This is a genomic window from Pseudomonas sp. NBRC 111119, from assembly GCF_001320125.1.
In the GTDB taxonomy this organism is placed as follows: Bacteria; Pseudomonadota; Gammaproteobacteria; order Pseudomonadales; family Pseudomonadaceae; genus Aquipseudomonas; species Aquipseudomonas parafulva.
This window is the reverse complement of sequence record NZ_BCAV01000009.1, coordinates 15,463-34,286: the sequence shown is the minus strand read 5'-3', so window position 1 is coordinate 34,286 and position 18,824 is coordinate 15,463. Positions and strand designations below refer to the sequence as shown.

Genomic DNA, 18,824 nt, shown 5'->3' with positions numbered 1-18,824 from the left:
TGCCAATTTTCAGCTTAGCTATACAAAGCGCGTCGCGTTGTACAAGTTGTCTGGCTCATGCACACAGACCGCACGCACCGCAGGATGATTCCCTGGCAATGGAGCCGGCATGAACAAAAGCCCGTTGAGTCAACGCAAGGACGATCATTTGGATATCGTCCTGGCTACCAGCAGCGCCAGCCACGGGGTCGACCCGGGGTGGTCGGCGCTGCGTTTCGAGCACTGCGCCCTGCCTGAAATGGCACTGGACGATGTAGACCTGGGCACCCAGCTGTTCGGCATGCCCCTGCGGGCGCCGTTGCTGATCAGCTCGATGACCGGAGGGGCGGAACGGGCCCGTTTTATCAACCATCACCTGGCCGAAGCGGCCCAGGCACTCGGCGTTGCCATGGGGGTGGGTTCCCAGCGGGTCAGCCTGCGCGCCGGCCAGGACCAAGGCCTGACTGGTGAATTGCGCCGCCTGGCACCTGATACACCGCTGCTGGCCAACCTGGGCGCCGCGCAGCTGCGTGAGCTCGATGGCCTGGACCTGGCCCGGCGCGCCGTGGACAGCTTGCAGGCCAACGCGTTGATCATCCACCTGAACCCTTTGCAGGAAGCCGTGCAGCCCGAGGGTGATCGCAACTGGCAGGGCGTACTGGCGCACATCGAGCACTTGTGCCGGCATCTACCCGCGCCCGTTGTCATCAAGGAGGTAGGGGCTGGCATCTCCCCGGCAGTGGCACGCCAGTTGAGCGATGCCGGCGTCGCGATGATCGACGTGGCAGGCGCTGGCGGCACCAGCTGGGCTGCGGTGGAAGCCGAACGCGCCCAGAATGCCGCCGATCACGCGGTGGCGATGGCGTTCAGCGGGTGGGGCATCCCAACGGCGCAGAGCCTACTGGCGGTGCACCGCGCCGTGCCCGGTATTGGCCTGATCGCCTCGGGCGGTGTGCGCGACGGGGTGGATGTGGCCAAGGCCATCCGCCTGGGCGCCGACCTGGTGGGCCAGGCCGCCGGGGTGCTCACAGCGGCCATGGCGTCAACCGAAGCGGTAGTGACGCACTTCGACGTGATCATCCGCCAACTGCGCATCGCCTGCTTCTGCACCGGCTCGCAAAATCTTGCCCAGTTGCGTCGGGCACGCCTGGTGCCGCCGCGCCTGGACCTGGTATGAGCCACTTTGCGGTCGTTGCACCGCCCTACCCCAGCCACTTTGCGGCCATGCAGGCGCTGGGCGCCGAGTTGGTTGCGCGTGGGCACCGGGTGAGTTTCTTCCATCAGCCTGAAGCGCAGCGCTGGGTCAGCGACACACGGCTGGGTTACGTCGAGGTTGGCCATGCCGACTGCCCGCCGGGTAGCCTGGACCACGCCATGGGGCTGGTGGCCAGGCCAACCGGGCCGCTGCAACTGCGCCAGCTGATACGGCACCTGGCACAGACCACCGCCATGCTGTGCAAATGGCTGCCTGCGGCGCTGCGTGAACAGCACGTGGATGCGGTGATCTGCGACCAGATGGAGCCCGCAGGTGCACTGGCCGCCGAACATTGTGGGCTGCCGTTCTTCTCGGTGGCCTGCGCATTGCCGATCAACCGGGAGCCCGGCCTGCCGCTGCCCGTCATGCCCTTCAATCATGGCCTTGACCCGCGCATCTACGAAGGCAGTGAGCGCGTGCATGACTGGCTGATGCGGCCCATGCAGCATGCGTTGGAGCAAGCGTGCCTGGCGCTGGGCCTGCCGGCACGCCAGGCGGCCCACCAGTGCCTGTCGCCCTTGGCCCAGTTGAGCCAGACACCCTGTAACCTGGACTTCCACCGGCAAGGGCTACCCGCACACTTCCATGCGGTGGGCCCGTTGCGCGGCGCACCTTCCACCGCAACCCCCGACTGGGCGTTCGACGCCGGCAAGCCACTGGTCTTCGCCAGCCTGGGCACCCTGCAAGGTCACCGCTTCGAGCTGTTCGCGCGTATCGCCCAAGCCTGCCGTCGCCTGGATGCTCAACTGCTGGTTGCCCACTGCGGCGGGTTGAGCTCGGCACAACAGGCCAGCCTGATGCACCTGGGCGCCACCCTCGTCACCGATTTCGCCCCCCAACAGTGGGCCGTGCGCCAGGCCAGCGTGGTGGTCAGCCATGGCGGCCTGAACACCGTGCTCGACACGGTGGCGGCTGGCACCCCACTGCTGGTCATCCCCATTGCCTTCGATCAGCCTGGCGTGGCTGCGCGCGTGCGCTACCACCGGCTCGGTGAGGTGCTGTCGCGCCACGCCGGGGTCGGCCCCATCAGCGATGCGCTGGGGCGGCTGCTCAGCCAGCCAGCCCCCACACACCCCGCGCTGCAGGCCGAACTCGCCACCTGCGGCGGCGTCCAGCGCGGCGCTGACATCCTTGAAAGCGCATTACGCAGCGGCAAACCTGTGCTGCAGGAGGGCAACCTGTGCGCCATGACCTGATTCTGCTGGGCGGCGGCCTGGCCAATGGCCTGATTGCCTGGCGCCTGCAGCAACTGCGACCGGAACTGCGCCTGCTGTGCCTGGAGCAAGCCGCCGAGCTGGGTGGCAACCACACCTGGTCGTTCCATGATGCCGACCTGACGCCACCGCAGCAGCGCTGGCTGGCACCGCTGGTGGTCAAGCGCTGGCCGGCCTACCACGTGCACTTCCCGGCTTTTTCGCGGTGCCTTGCCAGTGGCTACGCCAGCATCACCAGCGAGCACTTCGCCCAGGTCATCACCCCTGCCCTGGGCCCCTCACTGCGCACGGGCTGCCACGTAACCGAGGCTCGCCCCGACCAGGTCACCCTGGCCAGTGGCGAAACCCTGCACGCCAACGTGGTGCTGGACGGGCGTGGCATTCAGCCCAGCCCGCACCGGGTACTCGGCCAGCAGGCGTTTCTCGGCCAGGTGCTGCGCCTGACCGCCCCCCACGGCTTGCAGGCCCCCATCCTAATGGATGCCCGGGTGCCGCAAGGCCAAGGCTATCGCTTTGTTTATGTGCTGCCGTTCAGCAGCGACACCCTGCTGGTGGAAGACACCCACTACGTAGACCGCCAGGCACCGGCCCCCGAGCAGTTGCGCGAACATATCGGCGCCTACCTGCAACAGCGCGGCTGGCACGTTGCCGAATGCCTGCGCGAAGAACAAGGCGTGCTGCCCATCACCCTGGCCGACGATTTTCCCGCCTGGTGGGGGGCGCAGCACCGCCAGCCTGCGGTCGGCCTGCGTGCCGGGCTGTTCCACTGCACCACCGGCTACTCGTTGCCGGACGCGGTACGCCTGGCCGACTGGCTGGCCGCCCAACCACTGGACAGCGCAGCCTCGCTGGCCGAGGCGCTGGGCGGCTACCTGGAACAACGCTGGCGAGACCAGCGCTTTTACCGACTGCTCAACCGCATGCTGTTCCTGGCCGGGCGACCGGACCAGCGCTGGCGTGTGATGCAACGCTTTTACCAACTGCCCGAAGGTTTGATCGCCCGGTTCTATGCGGGCCACAACACCTGGCGCGACCGCCTGCGCATTTTGTCTGGCAAGCCGCCAGTGCCGGTCGGTGAGGCCGTCCAGGCCGCCTTGCGCCATTCTCCAGCCCATTTCAAGGACCCTTCATGAGCAACGAACGATCCGCTTTGGTTGTCGGCGCAGGCCTGGGTGGCCTGGCCCTGGCCATTCGCCTGCAGGCTGCCGGTGTACGCACCACCCTGCTGGAGGGGCGCGACAAGCCGGGCGGGCGCGCCTACGTCTATCACGACCAAGGGTTTACCTTCGACGCCGGCCCCACGGTGATCACCGACCCGAGCGCCATCGAGGCGCTGTTCACCCTGGCCGGGCGCCCCATGCAGGACTACGTGCAATTGCTGCCGGTGGCGCCGTTCTACCGCCTGTGCTGGGAAGATGGCCGCGCCTTTGACTATGGCAACGACCAGGCCGAACTGGAGCGCCAAATCGAAGCTTTCGAGCCAGCGGATGTAGAGGGTTACCGGCAGTTTCTGGCCTACTCCAAGGACGTTCTGCAGGAGGGCTACATCAAGCTCGGCGCGGTGCCCTTCCTGTCGTTTCGCGACATGCTCCACGCCGGCCCGCAACTGGCGCGCCTGCAAGCGTGGCGCAGCGTGTACAGCATGGTCGCCAAGTTCATCAAGGACGACCAACTGCGCCAGGCGCTCTCGTTCCACGCCTTGCTGGTCGGCGGCAACCCGTTCGCCACTTCATCGATCTACACGCTGATCCATGCCCTGGAGCGTACCTGGGGCGTGTGGTTCCCCAAAGGTGGCACCGGCGCCCTGGTACAGGGTATGGCCAAGCTGTTCACCGACATGGGCGGCACGCTGGAGCTCAACGCCAAAGTGGAGGCCTTCGAAACCCAGGGCAGCCGCCTGACCGGCGTGCGCACCCGTGACGGGCGCCGCTGGGAGGCCGACGCGGTGGCCTCCAATGCCGACGTGGTGCACACCTATGCCGACCTGTTGGGCGGGCACCCCCGCGGCACCCAGGAGGGCAAACGGCTCAAGGGCAAGCGCTTCAGCAATTCACTGTTCGTGGTGCACTTCGGCCTCAAACGCCCCCAGCCCCACCTGCGGCACCACACCGTGTGCTTCGGCCCGCGCTATCGCGAGCTGATCGACGATATCTTCAACGGCTCTACCCTACCTGATGACTTCTCGCTGTACCTGCATACCCCCTGCGCCACCGACCCCAGCCTGGCGCCCGAGGGCTGCTCGAGCCACTACGTGCTCGCGCCGGTGCCGCACATGGGCAATGCCCCTATCGACTGGGAAGTGGAAGGCCCACGCTTGCGGGACCGTATCCTGCAGTACCTGGAGCACCACTACATCCCCGGCCTGCGCGACGACCTGGTCACCTGCCGCATCTTCACCCCGCAGGACTTCCACCACGAGCTCAACGCCCACGTAGGGTCGGCCTTCTCGCTGGAGCCGTTGCTGACCCAAAGCGCCTGGTTCCGCCCGCATAACCGCGACAGCCAGGTGAGCAACCTGTACCTGGTAGGCGCTGGTACCCACCCAGGCGCCGGGGTACCCGGCGTGATCGCTTCGGCCAAGGCCACCGCCGCCCTGATGCTGGAGGACCTGCACCCATGACCCCGGCCAGCCATGACGCGTTGCTGGCCCACGCCGAACACAGCATCGCGGTGGGCTCCAAGAGCTTCGCGGCCGCCTCCCGCCTGTTCGACGCGCAAACCCGGCGCAGTGCTGTACTGCTGTATGCGTGGTGCCGGCACTGCGACGATGTGATCGATGGCCAGCAGGCGGGCCACGACGCGGTGGTGCTGACACCTCAGCAGGCCCGCGAACGCCTGGCCACACTGCAGTTGCAGACCGACGCCGCCTGCGCCGGCCGGCCGGTGCATGACCCGGCCTTCGCCGCCTTGCAGGAGGTGGTGCGCCGCCATGGCGTCACCCGGGACGAGGCATTCGCCTTGCTGGAGGGCTTTGCCCAGGATGTCTCGGGCTGCCGCTATCAGACGCTGGACGAGGTAATGGGCTACTGCTACCACGTGGCCGGCGTGGTCGGCCTGATGATGGCGAGGGTGATGGGGGTCCATGAACAACAGGTACTGGACAGGGCCTGCGACCTGGGCCTGGCCATGCAGCTGACCAATATCGCCCGGGATATCGTCGACGATGCCCGGGTGGGCCGCTGCTACTTGCCAGCCACCTGGCTGGCAGAGTTCCAGGTACCCGCCCAGGCACTGGCCGACCCCCGCCACCGCCGCGCCGTGGCGAGCATGGCCCAGCGCCTGGTAGCCGAAGCCGAGCCTTACTACGCCAGCGCCCAGGCCGGGCTGGCAGCACTGCCGTTGCGTTGCGCGTGGGCCGTTGCCACCGCAGGCCAAGTGTACCGGCGTATTGGCCACAAGGTGATGCGGGCAGGCACCGACGCCTGGGACGGGCGCCTGTCCACCACACGGCTGGAAAAGGTGGGCGCGTTGCTCAGTGGCCTGTGGCAGGCCCTGACCCGGCGGCTGCATCGCCACCCTCGGCGGCCTGCGCAGCTGTGGCAGCGCCCTTGCGGCGCAGTGGCCCGTCATGATGAGCACGCAGTTGCCGGCGCAGCCGTTCGATAGAGGGCGCGTACAGGAACCCGAACGAGACGCACCCCTCTTTGCCCGGTACTGCGTGATGCAACAGGTGCGCCTGGTAAAGCCGCTTCAGGTAGCCCCGGCGCGGCACCACCTTGAACGGCCAGCGCCGGTGCACCAGGCCATCATGGGCCACGAAATACAGCAGGCCATAGGCAGTCATGCCCGCGCCTACCCATTGCAGCGGGTACCACCCGGCGGTGCCTAGGGCGATCAGGATGATGGCCAGCACGGCAAACACCACCGCATACAAGTCGTTCTTTTCGAACAGGCCAGTGCGCGGCTCATGGTGCGAGCGGTGCCAGCCCCAGCCGAAGCCATGCATGATGTACTTGTGCGCCAGCCAGGCAACGGCTTCCATGGTTGCCAGGGTGCCGAAGAAGGTCAGCAGCGTAACGGTCATGCTTGCGCTCCGGGCGATGTCGGACAGCGAGGGCGTCCGGTGGTGGGTAGTGCAGCTAAGAGTACGAGGGGGCGTTCAGTGTTCCATCACAGCGCTGCCCAAACGGTGTTCATGCTGCCAATCGGCAGTCTCACACAGGATCCCGTATGCTGCCAGGGCAGTGAACGGGTTTAGCCAAGGTTGCTCATGTATTCCTCAGAACGCCTGAAAGGCATCGATGTGTTCGTTACCGTGGCCGACCTCGGCAGCTTCACGGCAGCCGCCGAGCGGCTGAACCTTACCGGCTCTGCGGTGAGCAAGAGCATTGCCAGGCTGGAGGCGCGCCTGGGCACGCGGTTGTTCAACCGCACTACTCGCCGGTTGGCGCTCAGCGAAGCCGGCGTGACGTTTTACCGCACCTGCACCTGCGTACTGGCCGACCTCGAAGAGGTGGAGCACGCATTGCTGGTAACAGGCGACCAGCCCCACGGCAAGGTACGCATCGAGCTGCCGGCGTCCTACGGGCGCCTGCATGTGTTGCCGCTGATCCTCGACTTCATTCGTCTGCACCCTTTGCTGCAGCCGCATGTGTCGTTCTCGGACCGTTTCGTCGACCCGGTCTACGAAGGCATCGACATCGTGGTACGCATCGGCGGCCCCGACACCTGGCCAGCCGCGCTGGGGCACCAGTATTTCGGTGCGCAGCGCCTGGTGTTCTGCGCAGCGCCCGCCTACCTGGCCGAGCACGGCGTACCCCGGCACGAGCGGGACCTGGAACACCATCACTGCGTCGGCTATGGGCATACCGACGGCCAGGTCAGCCCCTGGTTGTTCAAGGGCCGCCAACCGGGCGAGATGGAGCAACGCACGCTGCAACCGCGTATCGCGGTGGGCGATGGCGAGGGTGAGGTCGCGGCGGTGCTGGCCGGCCATGGGATCGGTCAGTTGCCCACCTGGCTGACCCAACGGCACCTGGACCGGGGTGACCTGGTGGAAGTGCTGCCAGGGCTGGCGACCGACGGCCTGCCGATGAACCTGGTATGGCTGAAAAGCCGCGAAGCCCTGCCCAAGGTACGGGCGTTGCTTGACTACCTGCTGGCGCGGCTGGCGCCACACGGCACACGGCCAGGGCCGTCAGCCTGAGGTGCAAGGCCCCGCACCAGGGGCACCAGCAACAGCGCCAACAACGCCACCGCTGCGGCCACATAGCCCAGGTTTTCGATGCCAAGGGCAGGAATGGCCAGGCCACCCAGCACGGCCCCCAAGCCGATACCGGCATTGGCTGCGGAAACGTTGGTGGTACCTGCCAGCGCTTGAGCGTGGTTTACCGACGCCATCACCCGGACCTGGCTGATGGGGTACAGCGCGGTGTTGGCCACGCCCCACACCGCCAGCGCCAGGCAAAACAGCACGCCCATATGCGCCAGCGGCACCAGTGCTGCCATGCCCATGGCCAGCAACACCAGAAAACCGGCAGTTGCCATAAGCGCCGAACGCTCCACCGCGCGGCCCCCGACCCAGTTGCCGAGCAACCCGACTGCCCCGAAGCCCATCAGCCACCAGCCGGTGTGGGCTGCCGGCACGCCGGCGACGCGCTGCAGCAGGTCGGCCAGGTAGGTGTATCCGGTGAACATGGCGGTAAACACCGCCACTGACAGCAGCACGTTGGCGAGGAAGAAGCGCTCGGTGAAGATCCGCGCCTGACGGGCAAAATCCACCTTCGCCGTACGGGGCACCTGCGGCATCCACACCCACATGGCCAGGGCCATCAGCAGCGACAAGCTGGCCAGCATCCAGAACGCGCCGCGCCAGCCCATGGCCTCAGCCGCCAGGGTGCCCAGCGGAATACCCAGCAGCATGGCTGCCGAAATGCCCAGGTATACCTTCAATACCGCACGCCCGGCGTTGCCCGGCCCGGCCAACTGGCCAGCCGTCTCGCTGGCAGTGCCCCAGAACACCGGCAGCGCCAAGGCCGGAATCACCCGCGCAATGGCCAGTACCCAAAAGCTGCCCGAGACGGCGGCCAGCGCATTGGAGGCGGCAAACAGCACGAGAATGCCGATAAACAGCCGCCTGCGGTCCAGGTGGGCCAGCAGCGCGGTCAGCAAGGGCCCCGCCAGCATGACCGTGAACGCGAACAGGGTGACCAATTGCCCAGCCACCGAAATCGACACCCCCAGGTCACGACTGAGCGCGGGCAACAGGCCGACGATCAGAAACTCGGTGGTCACGATAAGAAAGGCGGAAAAGGCCAGGATGGCGATGCTGATCCCGGCGTTTCGATCAGCGGGGGGAACGGCAAGATCAGGTTGTGCAACAGGCATCGGTTAATACTCACAACGGTAAAACATCAGTCTATTCATTCTCTGGCTTCTTATTGCCGGCCATATTTCACAAATTGCCTGAATACAGATCATCAATTAAGCGCCGATGTATACAACTTTTCAGATTCCTGATTACATAACCCCTCGCCTACGACGTCTGTCATCGCTGACGCGTATTGCGACAGGCTCAAGCCATGTCACTCGTACAACCCAAAAAAACACTGCTGGTCAAAAATGCTGAACTGCTGGTGACCATGGACGGCCAACGCCGCGAAATACGCGGCGGCGGCCTGTTCATTGAAGACAACCTGATCACCCAGGTTGGCCCCAGCGACATCCTGCCCCAACACGCGGATGTGGTGCTGGACATGGCCGGCAAGGTGGTTATCCCAGGGCTGGTCAACACCCACCACCACATGTACCAGAGCCTCACCCGGGTAGTGCCTGCCGCCCAGGATGGGGAGCTGTTCAACTGGCTCACCCAGCTGTACCCGATCTGGGCACGGCTGACCCCGGAAATGATCGCGGTATCGACCCAGACCGCCATGGCCGAACTGATCCTGTCCGGTTGCACCACCTCCAGCGACCACCTGTACATCTACCCCAACGGCTGCAAGCTCGACGACAGCATTCACGCGGCCGCCGACATCGGCATGCGCTTCCATGCCGCGCGCGGCAGCATGAGCGTGGGCCGCAGCCAGGGCGGCCTGCCACCAGACTCGGTGGTGGAGAAGGAACCCGACATCCTCAAGGAGTCGCAACGGCTGATCGAGGACTACCACGACGCCAGCCACGGCGCCATGCGCCGCATTGTGGTGGCGCCCTGCTCGCCGTTCTCGGTCAGCCGCGACCTGATGCGCGAAGCGGCCGTGCTGGCCCGGCACTACGGTGTGTCGATGCACACGCACCTGGCGGAGAACGTCAACGACATCGCCTACAGCCGGGAAAAATTCGGCATGACCCCTGCCGAATACGCCGAAGACCTTGGCTGGGTGGGGCACGATGTCTGGCACGCCCACTGCGTGCAACTGGACCAGCACGGCATCGAATTGTTCGCCCGCACCGGTACCGGTGTTGCCCATTGCCCCTGCTCGAACATGCGCCTGGCTTCGGGTATTGCCCCGGTGCGCCGCATGCGAGATCACGGGGTGCCGGTGGGCCTCGGGGTGGACGGCTCGGCGTCCAACGATGGCGCCAGCATGATTGGCGAGGTACGCCAGGCCTTGCTGCTGCAGCGGGTAGGATTCGGCCCGGATGCCATGACCGCGCGCGAGGCGCTGGAGATCGCCACACTGGGCGGGGCGAAGGTGCTTAACCGTGATGACATCGGCGCACTGGCCCCTGGCATGGTGGCCGACTTCGTCGCTTTCGACCTTGGGAACGTGGCCTATGCCGGGGCCCACCACGACCCGCTGGCGGCGTTAGTGTTCTGCACCCCAACCCAGGTGCACACCAGCGTGATCAATGGCCGCGTCGTGGTGCAGGGCGGCCACCTGGTTACCGTGGACCTGCCACGGGTACTGGAGCGCCACAACCAGCTGGCGCGCCAGTTGGTCAGCGGCGACTGACCGCCCAGCCGGGCCCGCGCGGGGTGTGCGCAGGCCCGGCCGTTTTCACAGCGCCATCACCATCTCGTGCCAGGCCATGCCCCCATGCTCGGAGGGTGACGGCTGCACATAGCGGTAGCCCATCTTCTCGTACAACGGCACATGCTGGGCCTTGCACATCAAGTGGATGGTCTGTTTGCCTGCGGCCTTCATCTGGGCGACAAAGGCCTGCATCAGTTGCCTGGCGTAGCCCTTGCCCTGCTGGGCGGGGTCGACCACCACCGACATGATCACCACGTTCGGTGCGGCTGGGTCGTGCCCCACCAGCTCCTTGAAGGCCTCGTCCGACATGACCACCTGGTGGGCACAACCGCTGTTGATGAAGCCAACGATATCACCATCGCTCTCCAACAGCAGGAAGCCTTGGGGGTATTGGGTGATGCGGGTGGCGATCTTTTCCAGCGTGGCGGCTTCGTCCCCTTCGTAGGCGCCGGTTTCGATGGCATGGCAGCGGTAGGCATCCTCTGCGACCGGGGAGCGGAATTGAAGCATGGGCATGGCGGTTATCCTTGGGTGAGGCGTAGGGCTGGTCTATGGTAACCGCCCGTCAAGCTTGCCGCGATGCCGTAATGGCAAGCATCATGGGCACCTTACTTGATGCTGCGGATTTGCCGATGACCGTTGTACCCTTGCCACCTGCTGAAGCAAGCCGCTGCAAACGCCTCAAAGCGTCCACCCACCGGGAGCACGACAGCGTCGATCAGCTGGTGGTGGCCGCACGGCCATTCGAAAGCCGCGAACGCTATGCCCGCTTCTTGCAGGTGCAGTACCAGTTCCACGGCAGCCTTGTGGGGCTTTATCAGGATGAACAGCTGAACCGGCAACTGCCGGGCCTTCATGGGTTATCGCGTTTTGCCGCAGTGCAGCAGGACATGCAGGACCTGCTGCTACTACAACCGCCCGTGCCCACGCGGGTGCGGGCAAGCCCGGCCCAGGCGCTGGGTTGGCTGTACTGCTGCGAGGGTTCGAACCTGGGGGCGGCCTTTCTGTTCAAGTGGGCCCAGCACCTGGGCCTGGACGGCACTTGCGGCGCCCGCCATCTGGCCGCCCACCCACAAGGGCGCGCCTTGCACTGGCAGGCGTTCGTCGCCGGCGTCGATGAACTGAGCCTGACGCAGCAGCAGGAAATCGAGGCGATAGACGGCGCCATTGCCGCATTCGACGCCTACCGAAGCCACCTTCAAAACGTGTTCGACGCCAAGCATTAGCGCAGCGCCCTTAAAACTTGGCCAGCTCTTCCCGGCAAAACTCGACGAACAACTGGGCAGGCTTGGTCAGGTGCACCCGCTTCAACCAGGCGGCAGCCAGACCCGACAGGGCGACCGGCTCGGTAATGTCGAGCATCGCCAGGCGCTGGCCATCGTAGGTGTAGGGCGAATGAGGGCGGGTGACCAGCAGCGAGAAACCAAAACCCTGCCCCACCATGCCGCGCACCATCTCGATGGAGGGTGAGCTGAAGACGATGTTGGGGGTAAGGCCCATTTCATTGAACAGGCTGACGAAATAGGTGCGGCTCGGAGCAACATCCAGCAGGATCATCGGCTCCGGGCACAGGTCACGCAGCGACACCTGCGCCTGCCCGGCAAAGCGATGGTTCTCCGGCAGCAGCACATAGGGCTTCTGCGGCGGCATCAGCGGCTCGGCCTCGATGGTGCCATCCAGGTCATGGTCGTACAGAAACGCCAGGTCGAAGGTGCCCGCCGTCAGGCCTTGAATCAAATCTTGCTGTTCGCCGTCGCGCAAGCGGATGTCCACGCCGGGGTAGCGTTGCCTGAACCCTGCGATCAGGCGCGGCAGGTACAGGGGCGCGACCGTTTCGAAACAGCCGATGTCGATCTGCCCGGCGACGGTGTCATTGTCGGCCAGGGCATTCTGCTCGAACTCATGGGCCATTTGCAGCAGCGACTTGGCCTTGGCGTAGAAGCGCTTGCCGCTGGGGGTCAACGATACGCCCTGGGCGTGATGGCGGATGAACAACTGCACGCCGAAGCTTTCTTCCAGGCCCTTGATCGCCGTGGAAATGGACGGCTGTGCGATGTAGAGCTGCCGTGAGGCCTCGGCCACGCTCCCGGCCTCAACGGTGGTAACGAAGTACTTGAGTTGTCGCAAGGTGTAGGCGGCCACAGGTTCCTCTCTGACGCGTCAGGGCGCTCGGGAATGATGACCACACTTTACCCCCCCGCAGGGTCACGGGTGGCGCAGTACTGGCAAGCATTTGGCTATGACCAGAGCAGGTTTTTTATGGTCACCCGCTGCGCCCAAGGCTGGTCAAACCCGCGGGACCGTCTTTACTGGTAGTAACAGCCCCAGCCCAGGTGCATGCCTATGAAGATCATGGTCACCAGCATCCTCGTTGACGACCAGGCCAAAGCCCTGGCCTTCTACCATTACGTACTGGGCTTCGAACCCAAGCACGATACCCCGATGGGACGGCACCGCTGGCTCACCCTCACCTCCCCGAACGACCCCAATGGCGTGGAGCTGCTGCTCGAACCCGATGCACACCCGGCTGCCAAGGTGTACAAAGCGGCGCTGAAGCATGACGGCATACCCGCCGCGTCGTTTGGCGTGCGCGACCTGCAGGCCGAATACACCCGGCTGTGTGCGGCAGGCGTGCAATTTACCCAGCCACCTTCAGAAGCCGACGCTGCCCTCACGGCGGTGTTCGATGACACTTGCGGCAACCTGATACAAATCATCCAGAAACATTAGCCGACAGGCTGCCCGGCCGGGACGCGCAGGGTGGCACGCAACCCCTGCGGCGCCCGGTTGCGTAGCTGCACGCTGCCTCCCAGGCGGGTCATGATGGTGCTGACGATCGACAAGCCCAAGCCCGCCCCGTTGGGCGAGCCCTTGCTGTAGAACCGCTCGAACACCCGGCTCTGCTCCGTTTCCGGAATACCTGCCCCTTCGTCTTCCACGCTCACCAGCAAGGCCAGCCCCTCACGCTGCAGCGTCACCAGCACGCGGCCGCCAGGCGGGGAATGATCAACCGCGTTGGTCACCAGGTTCTGCAGCGCGATGCCCAGGGCGCCTACATCGGTGCGCAGCCGATAGTCGCCCTCGGCAATTTCCAGCGCCGGCTCCAGGCCCCGCTGCAGAATCCAGGGCGTGAACTCGGCCAGCACCTCGGCCACCACCACGGCGAGGTCCACCAGCGGCCAGTCGCGCTGGCCGGGGCGCGGCTGCAGGCGAGCCAAGGTCAGCAGTTGGTTGACGACCCGGGCCAGGCGGTCGACACCCCCCATCAGAAAATGCAGGGCCTTGCGCCGCTCGGCGTCATCGCCGGCGTCCAGGGCGTTCTGCGCATGCAGGCGCAAGATGGCCAGGGGGGTGCGCATTTCGTGGGCGGCGTCGGCGATGAAGCGGTGCTCGCGGCGCAACAGGTCGTCGATCTGCCCGAGCAAGCGGTTGATGGCCGCCTGCATGGGTTCCAGCTCTTTGGGTAGCGGTACCAGTTGCAGCGGTTCCAGTGAGTCGGCATGCCGCCCCCGGATGACCGTGGCCATGTTCTGCAAAGGCTCCAGCCCCCAGCCAATGGCTGCCCACACCAGCAATGCCAGGGCCAGGCTGCCGAGGATGAAGGGCATCAGGGTGTGCCGCACGATGCGGTCGATCAGGTCGTAGCGCACGTCGTTGCGCTCGCCCACCCAGATCACCCAGCGCTTTTCCGGCACCGGCAGCACGAAGCTGCGCCAGCGATCCCCACCCGCGACAACATCCGCGAACCCCGGCGTGCGCGGCGGCTGGTTGAGGTGCGGCGCGCTGGGGGTGTGCACCAGGACGGTACCGTCGTCACCCCATACCTGAAAGGCCAACTTGCTCTCGTAGGGGTGCCCTACGCGGTGCCGGCCCGCCTGGCTAAGGGCCGCGTCGAAGGCCCGGTACAGCTCGGCGCGGTTCTGGTCATGCACCGGCAGGCTCATGATGCCCTGCAGCAGCCGGGCGTTCTGCGCCAGATGGGCGTCGTACACTTCAGTGATTTCGTGACGGCTGTCGTGGTAGTTGTACAGCCCCAGCAAGCCGCTGCCGATCACCAGCAACAGCATCACCCGCCACAGCGTGCGCTGGCGCAGCGAGTTCATGCCTTGCCCTCCACCAGGTAACCGATGCCGCGCACCGTGCGGATCAACCCGTTGAACAGCTTCTTGCGCAATTGGTAAATGTTGACCTCCAGCGTGTTGCTCTCGGGCTCTTCGTCCCAGCCATACAGCAGCTGGGTCAGGCGCTCACGGGTGAAGACCTTGCCGGGCTGGGCCAGCAACTCGTGCAGCAGGCGGTATTCCTTGGGGGTCAGCACCACCGTCTGGCCCTGGTACTGCACCTGCTGGCTGACCGGGTCCAGGCACACCCCGGCATGCTCGATGAGCACCCGCGCCCGGCCGCTGCTGCGGCGCAGCAAGGCGCGCAGGCGGGCTTTGAGTTCGTTGAGGTCGAACGGTTTGACCAGGTAGTCGTCAGCCCCGGCATCCAGCCCGGTGATGCGGTCATCGGTGGCGTCGCGCGCCGTCAGCACCAGCACCGGGAGGCTGCGCCCCGCCGCCCGCAGGCGCCGCAGCAGTTCGATGCCATCCAGCCGCGGCAGCCCCAGGTCGAGGATGGCCAGGTCGAATTCTTCATGGCACAGGGCATGCAACGCGCTGACCCCATCCTGCAGCCAGTCCAGGGTGTAGCCTTCGCGACGCAGGCCATCGCAGATACCCTCCCCCAGGGCGGCATCGTCTTCAATCAGCAGCAGGCGCATGTTCAACCTTCAATGTCCGTATCGCCTTGAGTAAAGCAGCCAGCAACGCGCCTGGCGCCAAGGTGAAAAAGGCTTCACTTGCCCGGCCAGCCACTGTGGCGCCGGATCAACGGCAACTGCTTGCGCAAGGCGCGGTCCACCAGCGCCGGCAGCATGCCATTGAGGCGCACGAACAGCCGCTCCGGCCAGCCCAGGTACAGCTCGCTGCGCTCGGCCTGCACCGCGGCCAGCACCGCCCGGGCCACATCCTGCGGGTCGTCTACGCCCACCTTCAGCGCCTGGTTCAAGGCCTGCGCAGCGCCACCGTTCATGGCGGTGCGGGTGGTGCGTGGCGCAGCATACAATACCTTCACGGTGGTATCGGCCAGCTCGCGGCGCAACGCCTCGGAAAACCCCCGCAGGGCAAACTTGCTGGCGCAATAGGTGGCGTACCCGGGGTAGCCGATCGAGCCATAGATGGACCCTACATTGACCACCAGCGCGCTGGGCTGCTCCCGCAACTGGGGCAGGCACAGCCGGGTAAGCTGCACCGCCGCCTTGATGTTGAGGTCGAACAGTTCGTCCAGGGCGGCTTCGTCCATCTGCTCGAGCAGCGCAAACCGGTTGACGCCAGCCGCGTTGATCAGCAGGTTGCAGGCGCCCATCGCCTGCGCCGCCGCCAGCACCTGGCCGCGGCCCTCTGCGCTGCGCAGGTCAGCCTGCAGCCAGCGCAATTGCTGGGGGTACCGGGCTTGAAGCTCGGCCAGCCTGCCCGGCTGCCGGCTTACCGCCAGTACCTTGGCCCCGGCAACGCACAGCTGGTCGGCCAGTTCCAGGCCGATACCACCGCTGGCGCCGGTCAATACCGCCACGCAATCAGGCAAATGCATGCCGGGCCTCCGGCTGCGCAGCACGTGGCAGCTGTTCGAGCATCGCCGTGTACAGGCGGTAGACCACGTTGGCGGCGTCGATCACCGCCTGCTGGTCATCGGGCTGGTCCAGGCGGTTCATCAGGCTGCGGTAGGTGGCCATGTGGTCCTGGTCCAGGGCACCGTGCGAACTGAGGTAGCTGAACGCCTGATCGGGCAGGCCCAGGCTGCTCTGCAGGCTACCGGCCGCCTGGGTGGCCAGGGCGATGCTGGTGCCCTCCAGCACGTTGACCATGCCGAACAGCCCGACCGGGTTGCCGCGGGCGATGGTGTCGTAGAGGTACGCCACCATCAGTTCGATGGGCAGCGCAGGGCGGCTGGCCGCCACCTGCTGCGGGTCCCCCCCACAGGCGCGGATGTCGTCGAGAATCCAGCGCTCATGGCCGTATTCTTCCTCGATGTACTCGCACACGGCCCCGCGCAGCCATTCCAGGCGGGACGGCAGGCGGGCACCACAGGCCATCATCAGTGGCACCGTGTGCCGGACATGGTGGTAGGCCTGGGCAAGGAAGGCCACATAGGCCTCCAGGCTGGCCGTGCCGGCCAGTGCGTCACGGATCACCGGAACGCTGAACAATGCCGCGCGCTCGGCTGCTGTGTGCTGTTGCAGGGTGTCGAAGAAAGGCATGGTCAACCTCGTGGCTCATTGAACATCGGATAACAGCGCCTGGTAGCGCTGCAGGATCTGCTCGCGGCGGGGCCTGCCGTTGGCGGTCAGGGTCTGCTGCGCCGTGGACAGCGGCTCGGGCAGGCGCTGCCAGGCGTGCACCTGGGCGTAATCAGGCAGGCCCTGGTTGGCCTGGTGTACCGCTTGCTCGAGGGCGGCAGCGTCGGCCAGGGGGTCCAGCGGCCAAAGCAATGCCAGGTTGCGGGCAAGGCCATCGCCGTGGACGAAGGCCTGGGCGATGACGCCGCCCTGGGTCAGCTCTGCCTCGACCCATTCGGGGTTGACGTTGCGCCCGTAGGCAGTGCTGTACTGGTGCTTCTTGCGCCCGGCCAGGTGCAGGAAGCCGTCGCTGTCGAGCCGGCCCAGGTCCCCTGTGGCGAACCAGGGTGTTCGCAAAGGCGCTTCGCCGAGGTAACCGAGCATCATCGACCCTGCCACCATCACTTCCCCATCTTCAGCGATGCGCACCTGCACATGGGGCAACGGCCGCCCTACGCTGCCCGGGCGCCGGTCGCCGGGGCGGTTCAGGCAGACCACCGAGGCGCATTCGGACAAGCCGTAGCCCTCGAACACCGGCAACCCGACGGCCTCGGCGCGGGCCAGCAAGCTGGGTGCAACCCGCCCGCCGCCCACCGCCACGAAACGCAACGGCCCTACCTGCATCAGCCCACGCTCGACAGCGGTTACCAGGCCCAGCAGCAGTTGCGGCACCAGGATCAGGCTGTGGGCACCACTCAAGGCGACCGCACCCAGCAACCTGCGCAGGTCGACCTGGCTGGCACCGCGCAACCCCAGTTGCGCCGAGGGGTACAGCATGAGCTGCGCCCCGGCCAGCAGGCCGGCATACAGGCCGATGTTCTCCAGCAGCACCGCCATGGGCAGCACGGCCAGGTAGATGCCAGGTGCCGCAGAGCGGCTGGCAGCTTCCAGTTCCCGTGCCACGCGCAGCAACGCCGGGGCACCCAGGCATACGCCCTTGGGCGCGCCGGTGCTGCCCGAGGTGAAGGTCAGCTTGGCGGTACCCGGCGGCACGCTCGCGCACGCCGGGGGCAGGCGGTGCCAGAACCGCTCACCGGCGCTGAAGCCGGCGGCAAGCAGGTCATCGGCAAAGCCCTCGTCAATCAACGCCAGCACCGCCCCGCTCTGGGCCAGGCAGTGGCACCGCTGGGCACTGCTGAAAAACGTGGGCAGCACCACCACAGGGCGCCCCGCGAACAGCGCGGCCAGGTCCCAGAACAAGGCTTCGGGGCCGTTGTCCAGGCCAAGCACCAAGGTGCCGGAAGGCTGCGCTGCCAGCCAGGCCTGGCGCTGCTCCACTGCGGCCAGCAGCTCAGCGTAGGTGAAGCGCCCGCCTAGGCCTACAACCGCCGGTTGCGTGGCCCGATCCCGTGCGTGGGCCTGCAACACCTGCTTGAACAGTTGGCACTCACGCGGCATGACCAGCCTCCTGCAAGCCCACTGGCAAGTGCAGGCGCTCGAACACGCCAGCCTCAGCCAAGGCCGTGTAGCCGGCTTGAATATTGCCAACGAACACCTGCGGGCAGTGCGCGTAGTAGCTGCCCCAGTAGCGCGCTTCGTCTGCCAGGCACCCCGGGTCAGCCAAGGCCAGCGCGGTGGGCATCAGCCCCAGCCGGTGAAAGCTGTTCACCAGGGTGGCGGCACCGGTGAAGGCCACCCATTGCAGCCCGCGGCTCGCCAGCAGCCAGGTCACCACGGCAATCATCACCCGGGCACTGCCGGCGCTGGTCGAGGCCAGGTTACCCACCTCGACCAGTTGCGCTCGGTTCACTGGCGCAGCGCTTAGCCGTGCTACTGCGGCCTCCAGGGGCTCTTGCAGGTAGCCTTCGATGAAGGTCTTGCCGGTGCCAGCCAGGCGCATGCCCGCCGCCGCGACCAGGTGGCCCTGGCTGTCGTGCAGGCCGAGCAGCTCGGGCAGGTAATGGCGGACATCGGCCTGATGCACACAGGCGAAGCGGTCGTGGATAAACTGCTCCAGCGCAACACGGCCACTGTCGCCCGGGCGCTCCAGGTGCAGATGGGCAAGGCGCCCGGGCTGGCTGCCCAGGGCCACTGCAAGCAGGCGGGTGCAATCTGGCTGGGTCATGGCGATCCCCTTCAGGTCA

18 protein-coding genes and 1 pseudogene are annotated in these 18,824 nt (G+C 66.2%); 9 read left to right on the top strand and 10 right to left on the bottom strand.

The genetic code is table 11. The features are described 5' to 3' along the window. Positions 1-109 precede the first annotated feature (109 nt). From fni to APH25_RS05050, 5 genes and pseudogenes are all read left to right on the top strand, one after another. Positions 110-1,156, top strand: coding sequence for a type 2 isopentenyl-diphosphate Delta-isomerase (gene fni, locus APH25_RS05070; RefSeq protein ID WP_060481283.1), 1,047 nt, complete (start codon positions 110-112; stop codon positions 1,154-1,156). Continuing rightward, positions 1,153-2,430 (top strand): glycosyltransferase, encoded by a 1,278-nt coding sequence (locus APH25_RS05065; protein ID WP_060481282.1) that lies wholly within the window; start codon positions 1,153-1,155, stop codon positions 2,428-2,430. Before fni ends, APH25_RS05065 begins: the two co-directional genes overlap by 4 nt. Continuing rightward, a complete protein-coding gene (crtY, locus tag APH25_RS05060) occupies positions 2,415-3,581 on the top strand; it encodes a lycopene beta-cyclase CrtY (protein WP_060481281.1) in 1,167 nt (388 codons plus the stop codon). Before APH25_RS05065 ends, crtY begins: the two co-directional genes overlap by 16 nt. Beyond that, positions 3,578-5,068 carry a phytoene desaturase gene (locus APH25_RS05055; RefSeq protein ID WP_060481280.1) on the top strand — a complete coding sequence of 497 codons (1,491 nt, stop codon included), beginning with the start codon at positions 3,578-3,580 and terminating at the stop codon, positions 5,066-5,068. The genes crtY and APH25_RS05055 overlap by 4 nt, the downstream gene beginning before the upstream one ends. Then, positions 5,065-5,997: pseudogene (locus APH25_RS05050) on the top strand (phytoene/squalene synthase family protein); the annotation flags it as partial. The gene APH25_RS05055 and the pseudogene APH25_RS05050, both read left to right, overlap by 4 nt. Here APH25_RS05050 and APH25_RS24835 read toward each other — a convergent pair. Then, positions 5,921-6,472, bottom strand: a complete 552-nt coding sequence (locus tag APH25_RS24835; protein ID WP_082428214.1) for a sterol desaturase family protein — start codon at positions 6,470-6,472, stop codon at positions 5,921-5,923. The pseudogene APH25_RS05050 and the gene APH25_RS24835 overlap by 77 nt on opposite strands. A gap of 186 nt (positions 6,473-6,658) precedes the next feature. On the opposite strand from APH25_RS24835, the gene APH25_RS05045 reads away from it, so the two are divergent. After that, the gene (locus APH25_RS05045) at positions 6,659-7,594 is read left to right on the top strand and encodes a LysR family transcriptional regulator (RefSeq protein ID WP_060481278.1); all 936 of its coding nucleotides are present in this window, start codon (positions 6,659-6,661) and stop codon (positions 7,592-7,594) included. On the opposite strand, the gene APH25_RS05040 is transcribed toward APH25_RS05045, so the two are convergent. Then, the gene (locus APH25_RS05040) at positions 7,540-8,775 is read right to left on the bottom strand and encodes an MFS transporter (protein WP_060481277.1); all 1,236 of its coding nucleotides are present in this window, start codon (positions 8,773-8,775) and stop codon (positions 7,540-7,542) included. The two genes, APH25_RS05045 and APH25_RS05040, sit on opposite strands and share 55 nt — an antisense overlap. Positions 8,776-8,969: 194 nt before the next feature. On the opposite strand from APH25_RS05040, the gene APH25_RS05035 reads away from it, so the two are divergent. Continuing rightward, positions 8,970-10,343 carry an 8-oxoguanine deaminase gene (locus APH25_RS05035; RefSeq protein WP_060481276.1) on the top strand — a complete coding sequence of 458 codons (1,374 nt, stop codon included), beginning with the start codon at positions 8,970-8,972 and terminating at the stop codon, positions 10,341-10,343. Between the two features lie 45 nt (positions 10,344-10,388). Here the strand turns inward: APH25_RS05035 and APH25_RS05030 are convergent, their stop codons facing one another. Next, positions 10,389-10,880 carry a GNAT family N-acetyltransferase gene (locus APH25_RS05030; RefSeq protein WP_060481275.1) on the bottom strand — a complete coding sequence of 164 codons (492 nt, stop codon included), beginning with the start codon at positions 10,878-10,880 and terminating at the stop codon, positions 10,389-10,391. 116 nt (positions 10,881-10,996) lie between these two features. Between APH25_RS05030 and APH25_RS05025 the strand changes: the two genes are divergently transcribed. Further along, entirely contained in the window at positions 10,997-11,590 is a 594-nt protein-coding gene (locus APH25_RS05025; protein ID WP_060481314.1) for a biliverdin-producing heme oxygenase, read from the top strand. 10 nt (positions 11,591-11,600) lie between these two features. On the opposite strand, the gene APH25_RS05020 is transcribed toward APH25_RS05025, so the two are convergent. Beyond that, positions 11,601-12,506 (bottom strand): LysR family transcriptional regulator, encoded by a 906-nt coding sequence (locus APH25_RS05020; protein WP_028634375.1) that lies wholly within the window; start codon positions 12,504-12,506, stop codon positions 11,601-11,603. Between the two features lie 201 nt (positions 12,507-12,707). Here APH25_RS05020 and APH25_RS05015 point away from each other — a divergent pair, with 201 nt between their 5' ends. Continuing rightward, positions 12,708-13,094, top strand: a complete 387-nt coding sequence (locus APH25_RS05015; protein WP_060481274.1) for a VOC family protein — start codon at positions 12,708-12,710, stop codon at positions 13,092-13,094. On the opposite strand, the gene APH25_RS05010 is transcribed toward APH25_RS05015, so the two are convergent. The 6 genes from APH25_RS05010 to APH25_RS04985 form a co-directional block, all read right to left on the bottom strand. Next, entirely contained in the window at positions 13,091-14,467 is a 1,377-nt protein-coding gene (locus APH25_RS05010) for a sensor histidine kinase (RefSeq protein ID WP_060481273.1), read from the bottom strand. The genes APH25_RS05015 and APH25_RS05010 overlap by 4 nt on opposite strands. Next, positions 14,464-15,126, bottom strand: a complete 663-nt coding sequence (locus APH25_RS05005) for a response regulator transcription factor (protein WP_028634378.1) — start codon at positions 15,124-15,126, stop codon at positions 14,464-14,466. The genes APH25_RS05010 and APH25_RS05005 overlap by 4 nt, the downstream gene beginning before the upstream one ends. A 74-nt stretch (positions 15,127-15,200) precedes the next feature. Next, positions 15,201-15,995 carry an SDR family oxidoreductase gene (locus APH25_RS05000; RefSeq protein ID WP_060481272.1) on the bottom strand — a complete coding sequence of 265 codons (795 nt, stop codon included), beginning with the start codon at positions 15,993-15,995 and terminating at the stop codon, positions 15,201-15,203. After that, on the bottom strand, positions 15,982-16,662 hold the full coding sequence (locus tag APH25_RS04995; RefSeq protein WP_060481313.1) for a TenA family transcriptional regulator: 681 nt from the start codon (positions 16,660-16,662) through the stop codon (positions 15,982-15,984). The genes APH25_RS05000 and APH25_RS04995 overlap by 14 nt, the downstream gene beginning before the upstream one ends. Positions 16,663-16,677: 15 nt before the next feature. Continuing rightward, positions 16,678-18,138 carry an AMP-binding protein gene (locus APH25_RS04990; protein WP_060481271.1) on the bottom strand — a complete coding sequence of 487 codons (1,461 nt, stop codon included), beginning with the start codon at positions 18,136-18,138 and terminating at the stop codon, positions 16,678-16,680. Next, complete coding sequence (locus tag APH25_RS04985) at positions 18,128-18,805, bottom strand: thermostable hemolysin (RefSeq protein WP_060481270.1); 678 nt, start codon at positions 18,803-18,805, stop codon at positions 18,128-18,130. Before APH25_RS04985 ends, APH25_RS04990 begins: the two co-directional genes overlap by 11 nt. Positions 18,806-18,824: the final 19 nt, after the last annotated feature.